The following is a 20640-nucleotide window of genomic DNA, read 5'->3' as shown; positions in this document are numbered from 1 at the left end:
CCCATGGGTGTTGCGATCGAACCGACCCGAGCGGTACGTCCGTTCGAGGTCATCAGCGAGTACACGCCGAGTGGCGACCAGCCTGCGGCCATCGCCGAGCTCGCCGGGCGCATCAACGCCGGTGAGACCGACGTCGTGCTGCTCGGTGCGACCGGTACGGGCAAATCGGCGACGACCGCGTGGCTCATCGAACAGGTGCAGCGGCCGACACTCGTGCTCGCGCACAACAAGACCCTCGCCGCGCAGTTGGCGAACGAGTTCCGCAGTCTGATGCCGAACAACGCGGTCGAGTACTTCGTGTCGTACTACGACTACTACCAGCCCGAGGCGTACGTCCCGCAGACGGACACCTTCATCGAGAAGGACTCCTCGGTCAACGCCGAGGTCGAGCGGCTCCGGCACTCGACGACCAACTCGCTGCTCAGCCGGCGCGACGTCGTCGTGGTGTCGACGGTGTCCTGCATCTACGGCCTCGGCACACCCGAGCAGTACATGAACGCCTCGGTGGCACTGCACGTCGGGCAGACGATCTCGCGCGACCAGCTCGTGCGCAAGTTCGTCTCGATGCAGTACCAGCGCAACGACGTCGACTTCGCCCGCGGTACCTTCCGCGTGCGCGGCGACACCATCGAGATCATCCCGATGTACGAAGAGCACGCCATCCGGATCGAGATGTTCGGCGACGAGGTCGAAGCGCTCTCGTCCCTGCACCCGCTGACCGGCAACGTGATCGACGACCTGCCCGCCGTGTCGATCTTCCCGGCGTCGCACTACGTCGCCGACACCGACGTCATGCACCGCGCCATCGTCGACATCAAGGCGGAGCTCGCCGAGCGCCTGGCCGAGCTCGAGGGACAGGGCAAGCTGCTCGAGGCCCAGCGGCTCCGCATGCGCACGACGTTCGACATCGAGATGATGGAGCAGATCGGCTTCTGCTCGGGCATCGAGAACTACTCGCGGCACATGGACGGCCGCGTCGCGGGCGAGGCACCGCACTGCCTCATCGACTACTTCCCCGACGACTTCCTCATCGTCATCGACGAGTCGCACGTCACCGTGCCGCAGATCGGCGCGATGTACGAAGGCGACGCCTCGCGCAAGCGCACCCTCGTCGACCACGGATTCCGGCTGCCGAGCGCGCTCGACAACCGTCCGCTGCGGTTCGAGGAGTTCCTCGACCGCGTCGGGCAGAAGGTCTTCCTGTCGGCGACGCCCGGTCGGTACGAGCTCGGCATCACGGACAGCGTCGTCGAGCAGATCATCCGCCCGACCGGCCTCGTCGATCCCGAGATCGTCGTGAAGCCGAGCGACGGCCAGATCGACGACCTGCTCGAGGAGATCAAGCAGCGCGTCGACAAGGACGAGCGCGTGCTCGTCACGACCCTGACGAAGCGCATGGCGGAAGAGCTGACCGACTTCCTCGGCAACGCCGGTGTGCGGGTGCGGTACCTGCACTCCGACGTCGACACGCTCAAGCGCGTCGAGCTCCTGACCGAACTGCGACAGGGCGTCTACGACGTGCTCGTCGGCATCAACTTGCTTCGAGAAGGCCTCGACCTGCCCGAGGTGTCCCTGGTGGCCATCCTCGACGCCGACAAGGAAGGCTTCCTGCGGTCGTCCACGTCGCTCATCCAGACGATCGGTCGCGCGGCCCGCAACGTGTCGGGCCAGGTGCTCATGTACGCCGACAAGATGACCGACTCGATGAAGACCGCGATCGAGGAGACCGATCGTCGTCGCGAGAAGCAGGTCGCGTACAACCTGGAGCGCGGCATCGACCCGCAGCCGCTCCGCAAGAAGATCGCCGACATCACCGAGGTGCTGCAGCGCGAGAACGACGACACCAAGGCGCTGCTGCAGGGTCGTCCCGGCGCCGACGGTCGCCGCTCGCCCACGCCCAACCTGAAGCGCGGCGGCATCGCGGGCGAGGGCGCGACCCAGCTCGAGGCGACGATCGGCGACCTCAACGACCAGATGCTGCAGGCGGCGGCCGAGCTGAAGTTCGAGCTCGCCGCGCGACTCCGTGACGAGGTGCAGGACCTGAAGAAGGCGCTGCGGCAGATGGAGTCGGCCGGGCATGTCAGCTGACGGTCGTCGCACGGTCGTCGTCACCGGGGCGAGCGCGGGCCTCGGGTACCACGCGGCCGAGCAGCTCGCCGCGTCGGGGCACCGGGTCGTGCTCGCCACCCGCGACCGGGGTCGGGCCGCAGCGGCGGAGCAGAGCATCCGGCGGCACGTGGACGGAGCGTCGTTGGCGCACGTGCACCTCGACCTCGCCGACCTCGACTCCGTCCGTGCCGCGGCCGACGAGCTCGCGGCCCTCGAACCGGACGGCGTCGACGCGATCGTGAACAACGCCGGTGTCGTCGGGGCCTCGACCCCGAGCACCACCGCACAGGGCACCGAGCTGCAGATCGGCACGAACCACCTGGGGCACTTCGCCTGGACGGCGCTGACGATGCCGCTGCTCGAACGGCGCAGCGGTCGCGTCGTGCACCTCGGGTCGATCGCACACCGGTGGGCCAGCCTCGACACGGACGACCCGTTCCGCGTCGGCCACTACTCCAGTTACCGGCAGTACGGCCGCAGCAAGCTCGCGGTGATGCTGTTCGGCTTCGAACTCGCCCAGCGGTTGGCGGATGCGGGTTCGTCCGTCGCCAGCGTGGTCGCGCACCCCGGGCTGTCGCTCGACGCGCTCTCGCCGGAGCGCCCGGACGTCGCACCGTCGCGCCCGGAACCCGCGTGGACCCGGCCGGCGCAGCGGCTGTACGCCCAGGGCAAGGACGCCGGTGCCGAGCCCCTCGTGCACGCAGCGGTCGCCGCGGACGTGCGCTCGGGGGAGTACTGGGGACCGGCCGGGTGGATGCAGCTGCGCGGACCCGCAGCCGTGGTCCGTGCCGAGCCGCGCGCCCACGACCGGACCGCCGCCGCTCGGCTCTGGACGGCCAGCGAGCGTCGTTCCGGGGTCGCGTTCGCTCTCGACGCACTCGTCTGACCACCGACTCGCGGGCGGATGTCGGACCCCTTTCGTAGAATCGACGGCGATGACAATCACCTCTGACCGCGGCACCGCGACCTCGGGCCGGAACGCCTTCGGCGAGCCGACCGACCCCCACCTCCCCGGCGTGACCGTCCCGACCGCCTCCTCGACGCTCAGCGTCCGCGGGGCCCGGGTGCACAACCTCCGGAACGTCGACCTCGAGATCCCCCGTGACTCCCTCGTGGTGTTCACCGGCCTGTCCGGATCCGGCAAGTCGTCACTGGCCTTCGACACGATCTTCGCCGAGGGACAGCGACGCTACGTCGAGTCCCTGTCCGCGTACGCGCGACAGTTCCTCGGCCAGGTCGACCGGCCCGACGTCGACTTCATCGAAGGGCTGTCGCCCGCGGTGTCGATCGACCAGAAGTCGACGAACCGCAACCCGCGGTCGACGGTGGGCACGATCACCGAGGTCTACGACTACATGCGTCTGCTCTGGGCGCGCATCGGGGTGCCGCACTGCCCGACGTGCGGCGAGGTCATCAGCAAGCAGACCGTGCAGCAGATCGCCGACCAGCTCATGGAGTTCGAGTCCGGCACGCGCTTCCAGGTGCTCGCCCCGGTCATCTCCAAGAAGAAGGGCGAGTTCGTCGACCTCTTCCAGGAACTCGCGGCGTCCGGCTACGCCCGCGCGATCGTCGACGGTGAGCGCATCCAGCTCAGCGACCCGCCGAAGCTCAAGAAGCAGGTCAAGCACGACATCTCGGTGATCGTCGACCGTCTGGTGTCGAACGAGGACATCCTCGGTCGGCTCACCGACTCGCTCGAGACGGCACTGCGCCTGACCGGTGGCACCGTCGGCATCGACCTGGTCGACCACGACGGCCCCGGTGCGGTGCGCACCTACTCCGAGAACCTGTCGTGCCCGAACAACCACCCGCTCGCGCTGACCGAGATCGAGCCCCGCACGTTCTCGTTCAACGCGCCGTTCGGTGCCTGCCCGGAGTGCTCCGGGCTCGGCACGCGCATGTCGGTGGACCCGGACCTGGTGCTCGGCGACCCCGATGCCTCGCTGCGCGACGGCGTCCTGCTGCCCTGGACCGGCGCGAGCGGGCTGTACTCGTACTTCGAGAAGCTCCTCGCCGGCCTCGGCAAGGACCTCGGGTTCACGCTCGACACCCCGTGGAGCCAACTCGACGCCTCGGTGCAGGCCGCGATCCTGACGGGCAAGGACTTCCAGGTGTCGGTGTCCTGGCGCAACCGGTTCGGCCGCGAGATGCGCTACACCAGCGGGTTCGAGGGCGTCATGCCCTACATCGAGCGCAAGTTCGCCGAGGCCGAGTCGGACTCGCAGCGCCAGCGCTTCCAGGGCTACCTGCGCGAGGTCCCGTGCCCGGTGTGCGAGGGAACACGCCTCAAGCCCGAGGTCCTGGCGGTCACGGTCGACGGCCGCAGCATCGCCGACGTCACCGACATGTCCCTCGACAACGCGTACGCGTTCATGGACACCCTGACGCTCACCGACCGCGAAGCGCACATCGCCGCGGCGGTCCTGCGCGAGATCCGGGCGCGCCTCGAGTTCCTGCTCGAGGTCGGCCTGAACTACCTGACCCTGGCGCGCGGCGCCGGTGGGCTGTCCGGTGGCGAAGCACAGCGCATCCGCCTCGCGACGCAGATCGGCTCCGGCCTGACCGGCGTGCTGTACGTGCTCGACGAGCCGAGCATCGGGCTGCACCAGCGCGACAACCGCCGCCTCATCGACACCCTGGTCAAGCTCAAGGACCTCGGCAACACCCTGATCGTCGTCGAGCACGACGAGGACACCATCCGCACGGCCGACTGGGTCGTCGACATCGGCCCCGGGGCCGGTGTCAACGGCGGCAACGTCGTGCACTCGGGCTCGTACGAGGGCATCATCGCGAACCGCGAGTCGGTGACGGGGGACTACCTCGCCGGTCGTCGTGCGATCGAGGTCCCCGCCGAGCGTCGCAAGGTCAACCTGAAGCGCACCATCAGCGTGCAGGGCGCACGGGCGAACAACCTCAAGACGATCGACGCCGACTTCCCGCTCGGGGTGTTCACCGCGGTGACCGGCGTGAGCGGGTCGGGCAAGTCCACCCTGGTCAACGACATCCTGTACAAGGTGCTCGCGAACCAGCTCAACGGCGCCCGGCACATCGCCGGCAAGCACACCCGCGTCAAGGGCCTCGACCAGCTGGACAAGGTCGTGCACGTCGACCAGGCCCCGATCGGCCGCACGCCGCGGTCGAACCCGGCGACCTACACGGGCGTGTTCGACCGGATCCGTCAGCTGTTCGCCGAGACCCCCGAGGCGAAGACCCGTGGCTACCAGCCCGGTCGGTTCAGCTTCAACGTCAAGGGCGGCCGGTGCGAGAACTGCTCCGGCGACGGCACGATCAAGATCGAGATGAACTTCCTGCCCGACGTCTACGTCGCGTGCGAGGTCTGCGGCGGCGCGCGCTACAACCGCGAGACGCTCCAGGTCCACTACAAGGGCAAGAGCATCTCCGAGGTCCTGGACATGCCGATCAGCGAGGCGGCCGAGTTCTTCGAACCGATCTCCGCGATCCACCGGTACATGGCGACGCTCGTCGACGTGGGCCTCGGGTACGTCCGTCTCGGCCAGAGCGCGACCACGCTCTCCGGCGGCGAGGCACAGCGCGTGAAGCTCGCCACCGAGCTGCAGCGCCGCTCGAACGGCCGGACCGTGTACGTGCTCGACGAGCCGACGACGGGTCTGCACTTCGAGGACGTCCGCAAGCTCCTCCTGGTGCTGCAGAGCCTGGTCGACAAGGGCAACACCGTCATCACGATCGAGCACAACCTCGACGTGATCAAGTCGGCCGACTGGGTCATCGACATGGGCCCAGAGGGCGGTGCCGGCGGCGGTACGGTGCTCGCCACCGGCACCCCGGAGCACGTGGCCGACGTGCCGGAGAGCTTCACGGGCGTCTTCCTGCGGGAGATCTTCGACGCACAGGACGCCCGGGTCGGCAAGCAGCAGGCGGTGGAGGCCCGCACGGCGAGCCGACCGGGCAAGTCGACCAAGCAGAAGGCGGGTGCACGGTAGGTGGCGGACACCGTTCCGTGGCGCCCGAAGGCGGGGGAGATCCCGACCGACCCGGGCGTCTACCGCTGGCGTGACGAGGCCGGCCGGGTGCTCTACGTCGGCAAGGCGAAGAACCTCCGCGCCCGGCTGAGCAACTACTTCGCGCCGCTGCCGACGCTGCACGAACGCACCCGGCGCATGGTGCTGACGGCCCGCAGCGTGGAGTGGACGACGGTCGGCTCCGAGATCGAGGCACTGCAGCTCGAGTACACCTGGATCAAGGAGTTCGACCCGCCGTTCAACGTCAAGTTCCGTGACGACAAGTCGTACCCGTACATGGCGATCACTATGGCGGACGAGGCCCCACGGGTGATGGTCACGCGGAACCGGAAGATCAAGGGTGCGAAGTACTTCGGGCCGTACCCGAAGATCTGGGCGGTGCACGACACCATCGACCTGATGATCAAGGTGTTCCCGATCCGCACCTGCTCGGATTCCTCGTACAAGCGCGCGATGCAGACGGGCAAGCCCTGCTTCCCCGGGCAGATCGGGAAGTGCGGCGGTCCCTGCTCGCAGCGCGTCACCATCGAGGAACACCGTGCGCTCGTCGAGGAGTTCGTGCGGTTCATGAACAGCTACGACCGCCGGGTGATCACCGAGCTGCGCCAGCGCATGGGGGCCTCGGCCGACGCCATGCAGTACGAACAGGCCGCGAAGTTCCGCGATCAGGTCGAGGCGCTCGAGGCCGTGCTCGAGAAGTCCGCCGTGGTGCTCCGCGATTCGGTGGACCTCGACCTGTTCGGCATCGCCGAGGACGAACTCGCCGCCGCCGTCCAGCTGTTCTCGGTCCGTGGCGGGCGCATCCGCGGTGTCCGCGGGTGGGTCGTCGACAAGGAACTCGACATCTCGACCGGTGACCTGGTCGAGCAGATCGTGCAGGGCGTCTACGCCGACAATGAGCTCACGCCGGCCGCCGTCGCCGAGGAACCCCCGCGCGAGGTCGTGGTGCCGACCCTGCCCGAGGACGCCGACGCACTGCAGCAGTGGCTCAGTGAACGACGGGGCGGCCGCGGCACGAAGCTCAGCACGGCGCAACGCGGTGACCGTGCCGGACTGGCCCGCACGGCCGCGCAGAACGCCGCCCAGGCGCTGATGCTCTACAAGACGAAGCGGTCCGCCGACTACACGACGCGCTCCGCAGCCCTCGCCGACATCCAGGACGCCCTCGGCATGACCGAGGCCCCGCTCCGCATGGAGTGCTACGACATCTCGCACCTGCAGGGCACGAACGTCGTGGCGTCGATGGTGGTGTTCGAGGACGGCCTGCCCCGCAAGGACCAGTACCGCCGCTACACGATCGCCGAGACCACCGACGACACCGACAGCATGTACCAGGTGCTCACGCGGCGTCTGGCGCGCCTCGACGAGGACGCGGACCTGCCGGACGTGCCCGACGTGACGAGCGCCGAGGTGGTCGAGGGCTCCAAGCCCTCGAAGCGGTTCGCCTACCGCCCGCAACTGCTCATCGTCGACGGCGGACAACCCCAGGTGCAGGCCGCCAAGCGTGCGCTGGACGAAGCCGGAGTGCGCGACATCGCGCTGGTCGGCATCGCGAAGCGTCTCGAGGAGCTCTGGCTGCCCGACGACGACTTCCCGGTGATCATGCCGCGCAACTCCGAGGCGCTCTTCCTCATCCAGCGCATCCGTGACGAGGCGCACCGGTTCGCGATCACGCACCAGCGCACCCGCCGCAAGCGCGACGTTCGGTCCCGGCTGTCCGAGATCCCCGGGCTCGGGCCGTCGCGGGTGAACGCGCTGCTCAAGCACTTCGGGTCCGTGGCACGGCTGCGCGAGGCCACGGCCGACGAGATCAGCGAGGTCAACGGCGTCGGTCCGGCGACTGCCGCGGCGGTCGTCACGAAGCTCCAGCAGACCCCGACCAGCGCGCCGGACGCCGAGACGGACGCTGCGGACGCCGAGCCGGTCCCAGCAGGCCCGGTGCGGGTCCCCGACGTGACCCACGACGGTCCGCAGCTGCCCACGTGACGCATCCCGTGCCTCCCGACACCTGTCGGGCGATACCCTGGTCCCGCAGCCGAGACCTCCCCGGGCGACGCGCCCGGGCCGCCACGACGGAGCCCACTCCCAGATGACCGACAGCGCCACAGCGACCGCGCACGCGTCGCAGCACGACATCCTCATCGTCACCGGCATGTCCGGGGCCGGGCGTTCGACGGTCGGCAAGGCCCTCGAAGACCTCGGCTGGTACGTCGTCGACAACCTGCCGACGCAGATGCTGGCACCGCTCACCGAGCTGGCCGACCGCGCCGGCGAGAAGATCCCGAAGATCGCCACGGTCGTCGACGTCCGCGGCGGACGGTTCTTCACGGACCCGGAGCACGCGGTCGAACAGGTGCGGTCGACCACGTCCGCACGGGTCCGGGTGCTGTTCCTCGAAGCCACCGACGCCGTCCTGGTGCGGCGCTTCGAGCAGGTCCGACGACCCCACCCGCTCCAGGGCGAGGACACCCTGCTCGACGGCATCGCGCGCGAGCGGACCCGGTTGGCTGGTCTGCGCGAGGCATCCGACATGGTGATCGACACCTCGGACCTCAACATCCACCAGCTCGCGAACACCGTCACCGAGCAGTTCGCCGACGATCACTTCGTGGGTGTTCAGGTGACGCTCATGAGCTTCGGGTTCAAGTACGGACTGCCCGCCGACGCCGACATGGTGGCCGACGTCCGGTTCCTGCCGAACCCCTACTGGGTCCCGGAACTCCGGGCCCACACGGGCCTCGACCAGCCCGTCTCGGACTACGTCCTGGCCCAGGCCGGAGCCCGTCCGTTCGTCGATCGGTACGTGTCCGTGCTCGAGCCGGTGCTCGAGGGGTACCAGCGCGAGAACAAAAGACACGCTACGATCGCCATCGGCTGTACCGGCGGGAAGCACCGCTCGGTCGCCATCGTCGCCGAGTTGGCGAACCTCCTCCGCGGGATGCCTGGCGTCGCCGTGCGTGTGAAGAACCGAGATCTCGGCCGGGAGTGACCGTCCCTCCGGCCGCTCCCCACGTACGTGCCGCCGGAATCGCGGGACCACCAGATGAACGTTAGGAATGATGCTGTGCCGTTGACTGCCGAGGTCAAGGACGAACTGGCCAGGGTCGCCGTGAACCGCAACACGGTCCGCGCCGCCGAACTGGCCACGATCCTCCGGTTCGCGGGTGGCCTGCACGTCATCTCGGGCCGCATCGCGGTCGAGGTGGAGCTCGACACCCGGATCATCGTGCACCGGGTCCGCAAGGACCTCGCCGAGCTGTACGGCGTCCGCAGCGAGGCGTCGGTGGGCTCGTCCGCGTCGTCCCGTCGTGGCACTCGCTACCTGGTCCGCGTGCTCGAGGCGGGGGAGACCCTCGCACGCCAGACCGGTCTGATGGACGCCCGTCGTCGCCCCGTCCGCGGGCTGCCGAACCGGCTCACCACGGGCAACCGCGAGGACCTCGCCGCGATCTGGCGCGGTGCGTTCCTCGCCTCCGGCACCCTGACCGACCCGGGCCGGGCCGCAGCGCTCGAGGTCACGTGCCCCGGAAACGAGGCCGCCATGGCCCTCGTCGGTGCCGCGTCGCGTCTCGGCGTCGCGGCGAAGGGTCGCGAGGTCCGTGGCGTCCACCGCGTCGTCATCCGCGACGGCGAGGCCATCGGCCAGATGCTCACGGTGATGGGCGCCGCCCGCACCACCGCCGACTGGGAGGAGATGCGGCAGCGTCGCGAGGTCCGTGCGACCGCGAACCGCCTCGTCAACTTCGACGACGCCAACCTCCGCCGTTCGGCGCAGGCCGCCGTCGCCGCCTGCGCCCGCGTCGAGCGCGCGCTCGAGATCCTCGGCGACGAGGTCCCCGACCACCTGCAGTACGCCGGCGCGCTGCGCCTGCAGCACCGCGACGCGTCGCTCGACGAGCTCGGCCAGCACGCCGACCCGCCCATGACGAAGGACGCCATCGCCGGTCGCATCCGCCGACTCCTCGCCATGGCCGACAAGCGCGCGTCCGACCTCGGCATCCCCGGGACGGAAGCGAGCGTCCCCGAGGAGCTCGAGGGCGTCTGAGACGGGTCGTCCGACCTGCGTGACGGGAGGCGCGGTACCAGCTGGCACCGCGCCTCCCGTCCGTTCTGTGTGGGCGCCCACGGGCCGCACCGACGTCGTTCCGGACGTTGCGGACGACCGTCCGGACGGACCGTCACACCGCACTGCCTGGCAGGGTCCGACTGCTAGGGTCGTTACGGCGACGTTACGGGGCGTATCGTCCACCACACGCGGGCCCGACAGGGCCAGCGCCCTCCGAAAGCAGCGCCCCTCGGGCGCTCCACACCCACCAGGAGATCCATTGACCGTCAAGATCGGTATCAACGGCTTCGGCCGTATCGGCCGCAACTTCTTCCGGGCCGCCCTCGCGAAGGGCTCCGACCTCGAGATCGTGGCGGTGAACGACCTCACCGACAACGCCGCGCTGGCGAACCTGCTGAAGTTCGACTCCATCACGGGTCGTCTCGGCGTCTCCGTCGAGCTCGACGGCGACAACATCGTCGTCGACGGCAAGGCCATCAAGGTCCTCGCGGAGCGCGACCCCGCCAACCTCCCGTGGGGCGAGCTGGGCGTCGACATCGTCATCGAGTCGACCGGCTTCTTCACCAAGGCCGCCGATGCGCAGAAGCACATCGACGCTGGCGCCAAGAAGGTCATCATCTCCGCCCCGGCCACCGGTGACGACGTCACCATCGTCCTCGGCGTGAACGAGGACCAGTACGACCCGGCGAACCACAACATCATCTCGAACGCGTCGTGCACCACGAACAGCCTCGCGCCGCTCGCCAAGGTGTTCAACGACAAGTTCGGCATCGAGCGTGGCCTCATGACCACGATCCACGCCTACACCGCCGACCAGAACCTGCAGGACGGCCCGCACAAGGACCCCCGTCGTGCCCGTGCGGCCGCGCTGAACATCGTCCCGACCTCGACCGGTGCCGCCAAGGCCATCGGCCAGGTCATGCCGGAGCTCGCCGGCAAGCTCGACGGCTTCGCGCTCCGCGTCCCGGTCCCGACCGGCTCGATCACCGACCTCACCCTCGAGACCAAGTCCGAGGTCACCGTCGACGAGATCAACGCCGCGTACAAGGAGGCCGCAGAGGGCCCGCTCAAGGGCATCCTGCTCTACAGCGAGGACCCGCTGGTGTCGACCGACATCACGACGGACCCGCACTCCTCGATCTACGACTCCGGCCTGACCAAGGTCATCGGCGGTCTCGTGAAGATCACCTCGTGGTACGACAACGAGTGGGGCTACTCGAACCGTCTCGTCGACCTGACCGAGTACGTCGGCGAGCGTCTGTAACACATGGCCCTCCGCACCCTCGAGGACCTCGGCGACCTTGCCGGCAAGCGCGTCGTCGTCCGTTGTGACCTGAACGTCCCGCTCAAGGACGGCACCATCACGGACGACGGCCGCGTGCGGGCGTCCCTGACGACCCTCAACACCCTCATCACCGCCGGCGCGCGCGTCATCGTGATCTCCCACCTGGGCCGCCCCGACGGGGAACCCAAGCCGGAGTTCTCGCTCGCGCCGGTCGGCCAGCGGCTCTCCGAGCTGCTCGGCAAAGAGGTCACGTTCGTCGGCGAGACCGTCGGCGACGAGGCGACCGCAGCCGCCGGGGCCCTCGAGGACGGCGACGTCCTGCTGCTCGAGAACCTCCGGTTCAACCCGGAGGAGACCTCGAAGGACGCTGCCGCGCGCTCCGCGTTCGCGGACCGCATCGCGGCACTCGGTGACGCCTTCGTCTCCGACGGCTTCGGTGTCGTGCACCGCAAGCAGGCCTCGGTCTACGAACTCGCGTCCGCGCTGCCCAGCGCAGCCGGTTCGCTCATCGAGACCGAACTGCGGGTGCTCGAGCGCCTGACCTCCTCGCCGGAACGGCCGTACACGGTCGTGCTCGGTGGCTCGAAGGTCAGCGACAAGCTCGGCGTCATCGACCACATCCTGCCCAAGGTCGACACGCTGTGCATCGGCGGCGGCATGCTCTTCACCTTCCTCGCGGCCCAGGGCCACGGAGTGGCGAAGTCGCTGCTCGAAGCCGAACAGCTCGACGTCGTCCGCGAGTATCTCTCGCGGGCGAAGGAGCTCGGCGTGACGATCGACCTGCCGACCGACGTCGTGGTGGCCTCCGGGTTCTCCGCCGACGCGGCGCACGAGACGGTGGCGGCCGACGCGATCGAGTCGTCGTCGTTCGGCACTGACGGCATCGGCCTCGACATCGGCCCGGAGACGGCGGCGCGGTTCGCGTCGGCGGTGTCCGGTTCGAAGACGGTGTTCTGGAACGGTCCGATGGGCGTGTTCGAGTTCCCGGCCTTCGCCGCCGGCACGAAGACCGTCGCCAAGGCCCTGACCGAGGTCGACGGCCTCGGTGTCGTTGGCGGTGGCGACTCCGCCGCTGCGGTCCGCTCGCTCGGCTTCTCGGACGACCAGTTCGGGCACATCTCGACCGGTGGCGGTGCGAGCCTCGAGTTCCTCGAGGGCAAGTCGCTTCCCGGTCTCGAAGCACTGGGGTGGTCCGCATGACCCGCACGCCGTTGATCGCCGGCAACTGGAAGATGAACCTGGACCACCTCCAGGCCATCGCCACGGTCCAGAAGCTCGCGTGGACCCTGAAGGACGCCCGCCACGACTTCGACGACGTCGAGGTCGCGGTGTTCCCGCCCTTCACCGACTTGCGGAGCGTGCAGACGCTCATCTCTGCCGACAAGCTGCCGATCCACTTCGGTGCGCAGGACCTGTCGCAGTACGACTCCGGTGCCTACACCGGCGACGTCTCCGGCGCGTTCCTGTCGGCGCTCGACGCGCAGTACGTCATCGTCGGACACTCCGAGCGGCGCACGCTGCACGGTGAGACCGACGAGGTCGTCGCGGCCAAGACCGCCGCGGCCGTCAAGCACGGCCTCGTGCCGGTCGTCTGCGTCGGCGAGACCGGTGAGCAGCGCGAACAGCGCGGCGCCGGCGTCGTGCCGGTCGAGCAGCTCCGCGTCGTGCTCGACGCCGTGCAGCCGTCCGACATCGTCGTCGCCTACGAGCCCGTCTGGGCGATCGGTTCCGGCCAGGCGGCCACCGCCGAGCAGGCGCAGGACGAGTGCGCCGCGATCCGTCGCGGCATCGCTGCTGCCTGGGGCGACCAGGCCGCTGCCGACACGCGCGTCCTGTACGGCGGTTCGGTAAAGTCCGGCAACATCGCCGGGTTCCTCCGTGAGCCCGACATCGACGGCGCCCTCGTCGGCGGCGCATCCCTCGACGTGCAGGAGTTCGCGGCGATCGCCCGGTTCCGCCAGCACGTCGGGCTGTAGCCACACCGGCTGGCGTCGGGCTGTAGTCCGCACCACTCCCGTCCATGTACCGGCCGTGCCCCGCGCGGCCGGTACACTGGTACGGCTGACTGACACGAAAGGTACGTCGTGGCGATACTCTCCGTCGTGCTGCAGGTCCTGCTCGCAATCACGAGCCTCCTGCTCACGCTCCTCATCCTCCTGCACAAGGGCCGCGGTGGCGGCCTCTCCGACATGTTCGGTGGCGGCGTGACGAGCAACCTCGGGGCGTCCGGCGTCGCCGAGCGCAACCTCAACCGCATCACGGTGATCCTCGGTCTGGTCTGGATCGTCTCCATCATCGTGCTCGGTCTCATCAACAAGTTCACGGCGGGGGTCTGATCCATGGCTAGCGGAGGCAGTGCAATCCGAGGGTCCCGCGTCGGCGCCGGCCCGATGGGCGAACAGGACCGTGGGGTCCAGGCCGAGCGTGTGGCGATCTCCTACTGGGACGCCCTCGGCAACGAGGTCGTGCGGTACTTCGCCGCGAACCTCCCGGACGAAGAGATCCCCGAGACGGTCGATTCGCCGTCGAGCGGGCTCCCCGCCGGGCGCGACAAGGAGAACCCTCCCGTGGTCTCCAAGACGGAGCCCTACAAGACGCACCTCGCGTACGTGAAGGAGCGTCGGACTGAGGAAGAGGCAGCGCAGCTCCTCGAGGACGCGCTCCAGCAGCTCCGCGAGCGTCGCGGTACCGCCGCCAAGAAGGCGTAGCGCCCACACACACTGACGAAGGCCCCCGCACCGCGATGGTGTGGGGGCCTTCGTGCGTCGTGGGGGCTCTTGGGCTCTACACGGCGCGTGTGTCCCGCCGAGGTTCCACGACATGCCGCGTGCGTTCCGCCGAGGTTCCACGGCCAGCCGGTGAGAGCGCCGAGGTTCCGAGATCTCGGAACCTCGGGAAGTCCACGCCGAGGTTCCACGACATGCCGCGTGCGTTTCGCCGAGGTTCCACGGGCGGCCGGCGCGAGCGCCGACATGCCGAGATTTCGGAACCTCGGGGGCAGGGGCGCGACCACAGACGGACGGGAGGCCCGGTGCCAACTGGCACCGGGCCTCCCGTCAGGCAGGTCGCGCGTCTAGTACGTCGACGCGATGAGGTTCTCGGGGACGTCGCGCGCGGCGTCCTGGTCCACGAAGAAGACGGTGCGCTTGCGGCCCTGGACGCCGCCGACGGGGACGTCCTCGACGGAGGCGCCCGCCAGGGCGAGCCCGAGGACCGACGCCTTCTCGGCGCCGGACAGGATGACCCACACGCGCTGCGAGGCGTTGATCACCGGGTAGGTGACCGTCAGCCGCTGCGGCGGCGGCTTGGGGGAGTCGTCGACCGACACCACGGCGCGGTCGGTCACCGTGAGCTGCGGGAACTCGGGGAAGAGCGACGCGGTGTGCCCGTCGGGGCCGACACCGAGCAGTGTGATGTCGAAGCGCGGAGCGACGGCACCCTCGTACGCGGCGTCCTGGAGCTCACGCTCGTACTGCAGCGCGGCCGCTTCGATGTCGATGCCGGCGTCGGACGCGGGCATCGGGTGGATGTTCGACTCCGGGATGTCGACGTGGTCGAAGAAGTCGGTCTGCGTCCCCGTGGTGTTGCGGTCGGCGTCACCGGCCGGCACCCAGCGCTCGTCGACCCACCAGACGTGGACCTTCGACCAGTCGACGCTCTCGCGCGCCGGCGACTGGCCGATCGCGGCGAGGACGAGGGACGACACCGAGCCACCGCTGATCGCGATGTCGGCGCGCTCCTGCTCGTCGAGCACGTCGATGATCTTGGTGATGAAGCGTGCGGCGACCGAAGCGCCGAGGGCCTGCTTGTCCGGGTGCACGAGCACCCGCCGTTCGTTGGTCACGTGACTCCCGTGTTCGTGGCGGCCGACCGGTCGTACGACCGCCTTCGGTCCGGTCGGGCCGCCTGCACCAGACAGACGACCCGACCGTTGTGGGGTGCTCAGCGGGCGATGGTCTCGCGCAGCTGGGGAACCCCGTGCTTGACGACGTCTCCGAAGAGGACGTCCGGGTCGAGTCTACGGAGTTCCTCGGCCAGGCAGTCACGCAGGTTGCGGCGTGGCAGCGACAGGTCGTGCGTGGGCTGACCGGGCATCGAGAGCGTCGCGACGTCCACCAGGGAACGCTCGAGATCGATGGTGCCCGACTCGCGCACGAGCTTGACGCCGTGGATGCCGCTCGAGCCGGTCGCACGCGGCGACGTGGTGACCGTCACCGGCACCTCGAGCTGGAGCTGCAGCCACGCGGCGAGCAGGATCGTCGACGGGCTGTCCGACGCGCCCGTCACCTCGACGCCCGTGATGGGCTCGTACGGCGGCTGGTCGAGCGCCGCGGCGAGCTGGTTCCGCCACAGGGTCAGTCGGGTCCACGCGAAGTCGGTGTCGCCCGGCACGTACGAGGCACCGAGCGCCTCGATCGCGCCGTTCGGGTCCTTCTGCGCGGCGGCGTCGGTGATCCGGCGCTGGGCGATGCGGCCCAGTGCCGAGGCCGACGGCTGCGACGGCGCGGTCTGCGGCCACCAGGCCACGACCGGGGCGTCCGGCAGGAGCAGGCCCGTGACCAGGCTCTCCTCGTCGGTCGCGGTCTCGCCGTAGGCGCGGAGGACGATGACCTCGCTGGCACCCGCGTCGCTGCCCACGCGGATCTGCGCGTCGAGACGGCCGGGCGACTTCGTGTCGCCGTCGTTCTTCGACACGATGATCACGCGCATCGGGTGCTCGCGGGACGCCTCGTTCGCGGCCTCGATCGCTTCTTCCTCGTGGCCGAGGGCCGTCGAGATGATCAGCGTGAGGACACGACCGAGGGCGACGGCGCCGCCCTCTTCGCGGATGTGGACGAGCTTCTTCTGGATCTTCGAGACCGTGGTGTTCGGCAGGTCGATCTTCATGGACGCCTCCAGGTCCGGCCGTCGCGGGCGAGCAGGGCATCGGCGGACGCCGGACCCCACGTGCCGGGACGGTACTGCTCGGGCTGGCCCTGCGTGGCCCAGAACTCCTCGATCGGGTCGAGGATCTTCCAGGACAGCTCGACCTCCTGGTGCCGCGGGAACAGCGGCGGGTCACCGAGCAGCACGTCGAGGATGAGTCGCTCGTACGCCTCGGGGGATGCCTCGGTGAAGGCGTGGCCGTAGCCGAAGTCCATCGTCACGTCGCGCACCTGGGTGCCGACGCCGGGGACCTTCGAGCCGAACCGGAGCGTGACGCCCTCGTCCGGCTGGACGCGGATCACGAGCGCGTTCTGACCAAGGGGGGACTGCGAGTTGCCGTAGACGTCCTCGGGGACGCGCTTGAAGACGATCGCGATCTCGGTCACACGGCGCCCCAGCCGCTTGCCGGCGCGCAGGTAGAACGGGACGCCCTGCCAGCGACGGGTCGCGATGTCGAGCTTGATCGCGGCGTACGTCTCGGTGCCGGACTCGGGGTTCATCCCGGCCTCGTCGAGGAAGCCGAGCACCTTCTCGCCGCCCTGCCAGCCGCCCGCGTACTGTCCACGCGCCGTGGCGGTCGACAGGTCCTCGGGCAGCCGCACGGCGGACAGCACCTTCTCCTTCTCGGCGCGCAGGTCGGCGGCCTTGAACGAGACGGGCTCCTCCATCGCGGTGAGCGCGAGGAGCTGCAGCAGGTGGTTCTGGATGACGTCGCGCGCCGCGCCGATGCCGTCGTAGTACGCGGCACGTCCGGCGACGCCGATGTCCTCGGCCATCGTGATCTGCACGTGGTCGACGTAGTTCGAGTTCCAGATGGGTTCGTACATCTGGTTCGCGAACCGGAGCGTCAGCAGGTTCTGGACGGTCTCCTTGCCGAGGTAGTGGTCGATGCGGAACACGTCGTCGGGCGCGAAGACGCTCTCGACGATCGCGTTCAGCTCGCGCGCGGTGCGGAGGTCGGAGCCGAACGGCTTCTCGACGACCACGCGGCTCCACGAGCCCTCGCGCTTCGCGGTGAGGCCGGACAGCTTCAGCTGCTCGGTCACCACCGGGAACATCTTCGGCGGGATGGACAGGTAGAACGCGTGGTTGCCCAGCGTCCCGCGCTCGGCGTCCAGGTCGTCGACGGTCTGCTTGAGCTGCAGGAACGCCTCGGGGTCGTCGAACGAGCCCTGGACGAAGCGGATGCCCTGTTCGAGCTGACGCCAGACGTCCTCGTCGAACGGGGTGCGGGAGTGCTCCTTGACGGCGTCGTGCACGAGCTGGGAGAAGTCTTGGTCCTCCCAGTCGCGACGGGCGAAGCCGACGAGCGCGAACCCCGGGGGCAGCAGCCCCCGGTTGGCCAGGTCGTAGACCGCCGGCATCAGCTTCTTGCGTGACAGGTCGCCCGTCACGCCGAAGATGATGAGCGTGCTCGGTCCCGCGATCCGGTTCAGTCGACGATCCGTCGGCAGCCGGAGCGGGTTGTGCTCCGGGGTGATTGCCACCGGTGACATGAGTCGGTGAACTCCTTACGAGTCAGTGGGAGACGGCGGAGGCGATGGCCGCGGTGGCGGCGCGCACGTCCGACGTCGTGAGGGTGAGGACCGGGCGGCCGTGCTGCGCGAGGACACTCGCGTCACCGGCTGCCTGGGCCTGGAGGAGCTGGCCGAACGTGAACGGCCGGCCCGGGATCGCCAGGTCGTCCGGTTCGTCCGCCACGATCTGCAGGAACACTCCCGTGGCGGGTCCGCCCTTGTGGTACTGCCCGGTCGAGTGCAGGAACCGCGGGCCGTACCCGAAGGTGACCGGCCGACGCGTGCGCGCCGCCAGGGCGTCGCGGAGCGTCTCGAGGTCACGGTTCGTGGTGCGGTCGACGTACGCCTGCACCGCCACGTAGCCGGTGGCGTCCAGTTCGGACAGGAGGCCCGTCACGGCTTCTGCGAGCGTCGTCCCGACCGGCAGTCCCGGCGTCGCGGAGACGGCGATGCCGTCCTCGGTGAACGCGGGTTCCGCAGGCGCGGGACGGTCGTCGAGCAGCGCACGGGTCGCGACCTTGGCGGCCTCGACGTCGGGCTGGTCGAACGGGTCGATGCCGAGCAGCCGCCCGGCGACCGCGACGGCGTACTCCCAGACGAGGATCTGACCACCGAGCGTCCCGGTGATCTCGACCTCGCCCTCGGCGATGTGGCGCTCGTCCTCGCGCGAACCGACCAGGCGGATGACCTGGACGTCCGGCAGGGCTGCGGAGACCTCGGGGGAGTCGGCGTGCAGGACGACGGGCAGCAGACCACGTCCGCTCTTGCCGGTCGACTCCGCGATCAGCTGCTCCACCCAGTCGCCGAACCCGACGATGTGGGTGCCGTCCGGCACGATGGCGATCTTGTCGCGTAGCGGGTCGGTACCGGCGAGGACCGCACCGAGCACGAGCCCGGGGTTCTCGTCGAGGTCGACCGACAGCAGCGCGGAGATGGCGTCGGCCTCGTCCAGCAGCTCGGCGATGTCCGCTCCGGCGAGACCGGAGGGCACCAGACCGAACGCGGTGAGGGCCGAGTAGCGGCCGCCGACGGTCGGGTCGGCGGTGAAGACCCGGTAGCCGGCGTCGATGGCCGCGGCCTCGAGCGCGGAGCCCGGGTCGGTGACGACGACGATGCGGCCGGTGGGGTCGATGCCCGCGTCACGGAACGCCTGCTCGTAGACGCGGCGCTGCGAGTCGGTCTCGAGCGTGGAGCCGGACTTCGACGAGACGACGAGCACGGTGCGCTCGAGGTCCGTCGTGACGGCTGCGCGGACCTGCGCGGGATCGGTCGAGTCGAGCACTGTCAGCGGGACGCCGGCGGTGCGCGTGATGACCTCCGGCGCGAGCGACGAGCCGCCCATGCCGGCGAGGACGACGTGGTCGACCCCTTCGGCACGGAGCGACTCGCGCAGCGCGGTGATCTGGGCGACGAGCGGGCGGGAGACCGAGACGGCCTCCACCCAGCCGAGGCGCTTGGACGCCTCGGCCTCGGCGTCCGGTCCCCACAGCTCGGGGTCCTGGGCGGTGATGCCCGAGGCCACCAGGTCAGCGACGAGCCGCGGGACCACCGAGTCGATGGCCCGCGCGGCATCGCCGCTGGCAGCGATGGAAACCGTCACTACTTGGCGCCCTCGAGCGCGGTCTTCACGGTGTCGACGAGCTCGCCCCACGAGACGTTGAACTTGTCCACGCCCTCCTTCTCGAGCAGCGCCACGACATCGTCGTAGTCGATGCCCTGCGCGGCGAGCTGGTCGAGGACCTGCTGCGCGGCGTCGAAGGTGCCGGCGATGGCGTCGCCGTGGATCTCACCGTGGTCGAACGTGGCGTCGAGCGTCTTGCCCGGCATCGTGTTCACGGTGTTCGGGGCGGCGAGCTCGGTCACGTAGAGCGTGTCGGGCAGCGACGGGTCCTTGACGCCGGTCGAGGCCCAGAGCGGACGCTGCGTGTTCGCACCGGCCTCGAGCAGGCCGAGGGCGCGCTCGGAGGCGAACGCCTCGGTCCAGACCTGGTAGGCGAGCTGCGCGTTGGCGATGCCGGCCTTCGACTTCAGGGCCTTGGCCTCGTCGGTGCCGACGGCGTCCAGGCGCTTGTCGATCTCGGAGTCGACGCGCGACACGAAGAACGAGGCGACCGAGTGGATCTTCGACAGGTCGTGGCCGGCGGCCTTGGCCTTCTCGAGCCCACCGAGGTAGGCGTCGATGACGGCGCGGTAGCGCTCGAGCGAGAAGATCAGGGTGACGTTCACCGAGATGCCCGCGCCGATGACCTCGGTGATGGCCTCGAGGCCCTCGACCGTTGCGGGGATCTTGATGAGGACGTTCTCGCGGCCGACCTTCTCGAACAGGAACTTGGCCTGCTCGATGGTCTTGGCGGTCTCGTGGGCGAGGCCCGGCTCGACCTCGATCGAGACGCGGCCGTCGAAGCCCTTGGTCTCGTCGTAGATCGGCTTGAAGACGTCGGACGCGTTGGCGACGTCCTGCGTGGTGATCTCGAAGATCGCCTCGGTCACGTCGGTGCCGGCGGCGGCCAGCTCCTTGACCTGGGCGTCGTAGCGCTCGCCCTTGGCGAGGGCCGACGCGAAGATCGTCGGGTTGGTGGTCACGCCGACGACGTTCTTCTGCGCGATGAGGTCGGTGAGCTTGCCGGTCTCGAGGAGCTCGCGGGACAGGTCGTCGAGCCAGATGCTCACGCCGACCGCGGAGAGGGCGGCAGTGGGGGTGTTCTCAGCCATGTGTTTCTCTTCTTTCCTTCATCG

Annotated in this window: 16 protein-coding genes; 11 read left to right on the top strand and 5 right to left on the bottom strand. The window is 69.5% G+C overall.

All coding sequences use genetic code 11. The features are described from left to right. Positions 1-15 precede the first annotated feature (15 nt). From uvrB to HQQ88_RS03250, 11 genes are all read left to right on the top strand, one after another. A complete protein-coding gene (gene uvrB / locus HQQ88_RS03300) occupies positions 16-2088 on the top strand; it encodes an excinuclease ABC subunit UvrB (protein ID WP_123671869.1) in 2073 nt (690 codons plus the stop codon). After that, positions 2078-2995 carry an SDR family NAD(P)-dependent oxidoreductase gene (locus tag HQQ88_RS03295; RefSeq protein ID WP_173168605.1) on the top strand — a complete coding sequence of 306 codons (918 nt, stop codon included), beginning with the start codon at positions 2078-2080 and terminating at the stop codon, positions 2993-2995. Before uvrB ends, HQQ88_RS03295 begins: the two co-directional genes overlap by 11 nt. Before the next feature lie 49 nt (positions 2996-3044). Next, positions 3045-6071 (top strand): excinuclease ABC subunit UvrA, encoded by a 3027-nt coding sequence (uvrA, locus tag HQQ88_RS03290; RefSeq protein WP_216833931.1) that lies wholly within the window; start codon positions 3045-3047, stop codon positions 6069-6071. Further along, positions 6072-8096 carry an excinuclease ABC subunit UvrC gene (gene uvrC / locus HQQ88_RS03285; RefSeq protein WP_173168604.1) on the top strand — a complete coding sequence of 675 codons (2025 nt, stop codon included), beginning with the start codon at positions 6072-6074 and terminating at the stop codon, positions 8094-8096. Between the two features lie 103 nt (positions 8097-8199). After that, positions 8200-9099, top strand: coding sequence for an RNase adapter RapZ (rapZ, locus tag HQQ88_RS03280; RefSeq protein ID WP_111083956.1), 900 nt, complete (start codon positions 8200-8202; stop codon positions 9097-9099). Between the two features lie 75 nt (positions 9100-9174). Beyond that, a complete protein-coding gene (gene whiA, locus HQQ88_RS03275) occupies positions 9175-10155 on the top strand; it encodes a DNA-binding protein WhiA (protein ID WP_111083957.1) in 981 nt (326 codons plus the stop codon). A 280-nt stretch (positions 10156-10435) separates the two neighbouring features. Beyond that, a complete protein-coding gene (gap, locus tag HQQ88_RS03270; protein ID WP_111083958.1) occupies positions 10436-11440 on the top strand; it encodes a type I glyceraldehyde-3-phosphate dehydrogenase in 1005 nt (334 codons plus the stop codon). Between the two features lie 3 nt (positions 11441-11443). Next, positions 11444-12661: a phosphoglycerate kinase gene (pgk, locus tag HQQ88_RS03265; RefSeq protein WP_131920119.1), complete on the top strand. Its 1218-nt coding sequence runs from the start codon at positions 11444-11446 to the stop codon at positions 12659-12661. Beyond that, on the top strand, positions 12658-13437 hold the full coding sequence (gene tpiA / locus HQQ88_RS03260; RefSeq protein ID WP_111084168.1) for a triose-phosphate isomerase: 780 nt from the start codon (positions 12658-12660) through the stop codon (positions 13435-13437). Before pgk ends, tpiA begins: the two co-directional genes overlap by 4 nt. Before the next feature lie 108 nt (positions 13438-13545). Beyond that, positions 13546-13797 carry a preprotein translocase subunit SecG gene (secG, locus tag HQQ88_RS03255; protein ID WP_017887256.1) on the top strand — a complete coding sequence of 84 codons (252 nt, stop codon included), beginning with the start codon at positions 13546-13548 and terminating at the stop codon, positions 13795-13797. Positions 13798-13800: 3 nt separating this feature from the next. After that, on the top strand, positions 13801-14169 hold the full coding sequence (locus HQQ88_RS03250) for an RNA polymerase-binding protein RbpA (RefSeq protein ID WP_027465686.1): 369 nt from the start codon (positions 13801-13803) through the stop codon (positions 14167-14169). Between the two features lie 365 nt (positions 14170-14534). On the opposite strand, the gene pgl is transcribed toward HQQ88_RS03250, so the two are convergent. From pgl to tal, 5 genes are all read right to left on the bottom strand, one after another. Continuing rightward, positions 14535-15305, bottom strand: a complete 771-nt coding sequence (gene pgl, locus HQQ88_RS03245; protein ID WP_111083960.1) for a 6-phosphogluconolactonase — start codon at positions 15303-15305, stop codon at positions 14535-14537. A 98-nt stretch (positions 15306-15403) separates the two neighbouring features. Beyond that, positions 15404-16348, bottom strand: a complete 945-nt coding sequence (locus HQQ88_RS03240) for a glucose-6-phosphate dehydrogenase assembly protein OpcA (RefSeq protein ID WP_111083961.1) — start codon at positions 16346-16348, stop codon at positions 15404-15406. Then, positions 16345-17883, bottom strand: coding sequence for a glucose-6-phosphate dehydrogenase (gene zwf, locus HQQ88_RS03235; protein ID WP_111083962.1), 1539 nt, complete (start codon positions 17881-17883; stop codon positions 16345-16347). The genes HQQ88_RS03240 and zwf overlap by 4 nt, the downstream gene beginning before the upstream one ends. Positions 17884-17905: 22 nt before the next feature. Further along, entirely contained in the window at positions 17906-19504 is a 1599-nt protein-coding gene (locus tag HQQ88_RS03230; protein ID WP_123294373.1) for a glucose-6-phosphate isomerase, read from the bottom strand. Continuing rightward, positions 19504-20616: a transaldolase gene (gene tal / locus HQQ88_RS03225; protein ID WP_123294374.1), complete on the bottom strand. Its 1113-nt coding sequence runs from the start codon at positions 20614-20616 to the stop codon at positions 19504-19506. Before tal ends, HQQ88_RS03230 begins: the two co-directional genes overlap by 1 nt. Between the last annotated feature and the right edge of the window lie 24 nt (positions 20617-20640).

This window comes from Curtobacterium sp. VKM Ac-2861, assembly GCF_013204965.1.
Lineage (GTDB): Bacteria > Actinomycetota > Actinomycetes > Actinomycetales > Microbacteriaceae > Curtobacterium.
Note: the sequence above shows the minus strand (reverse complement) of the source record. Positions and strands in the feature narration are given on the sequence as shown.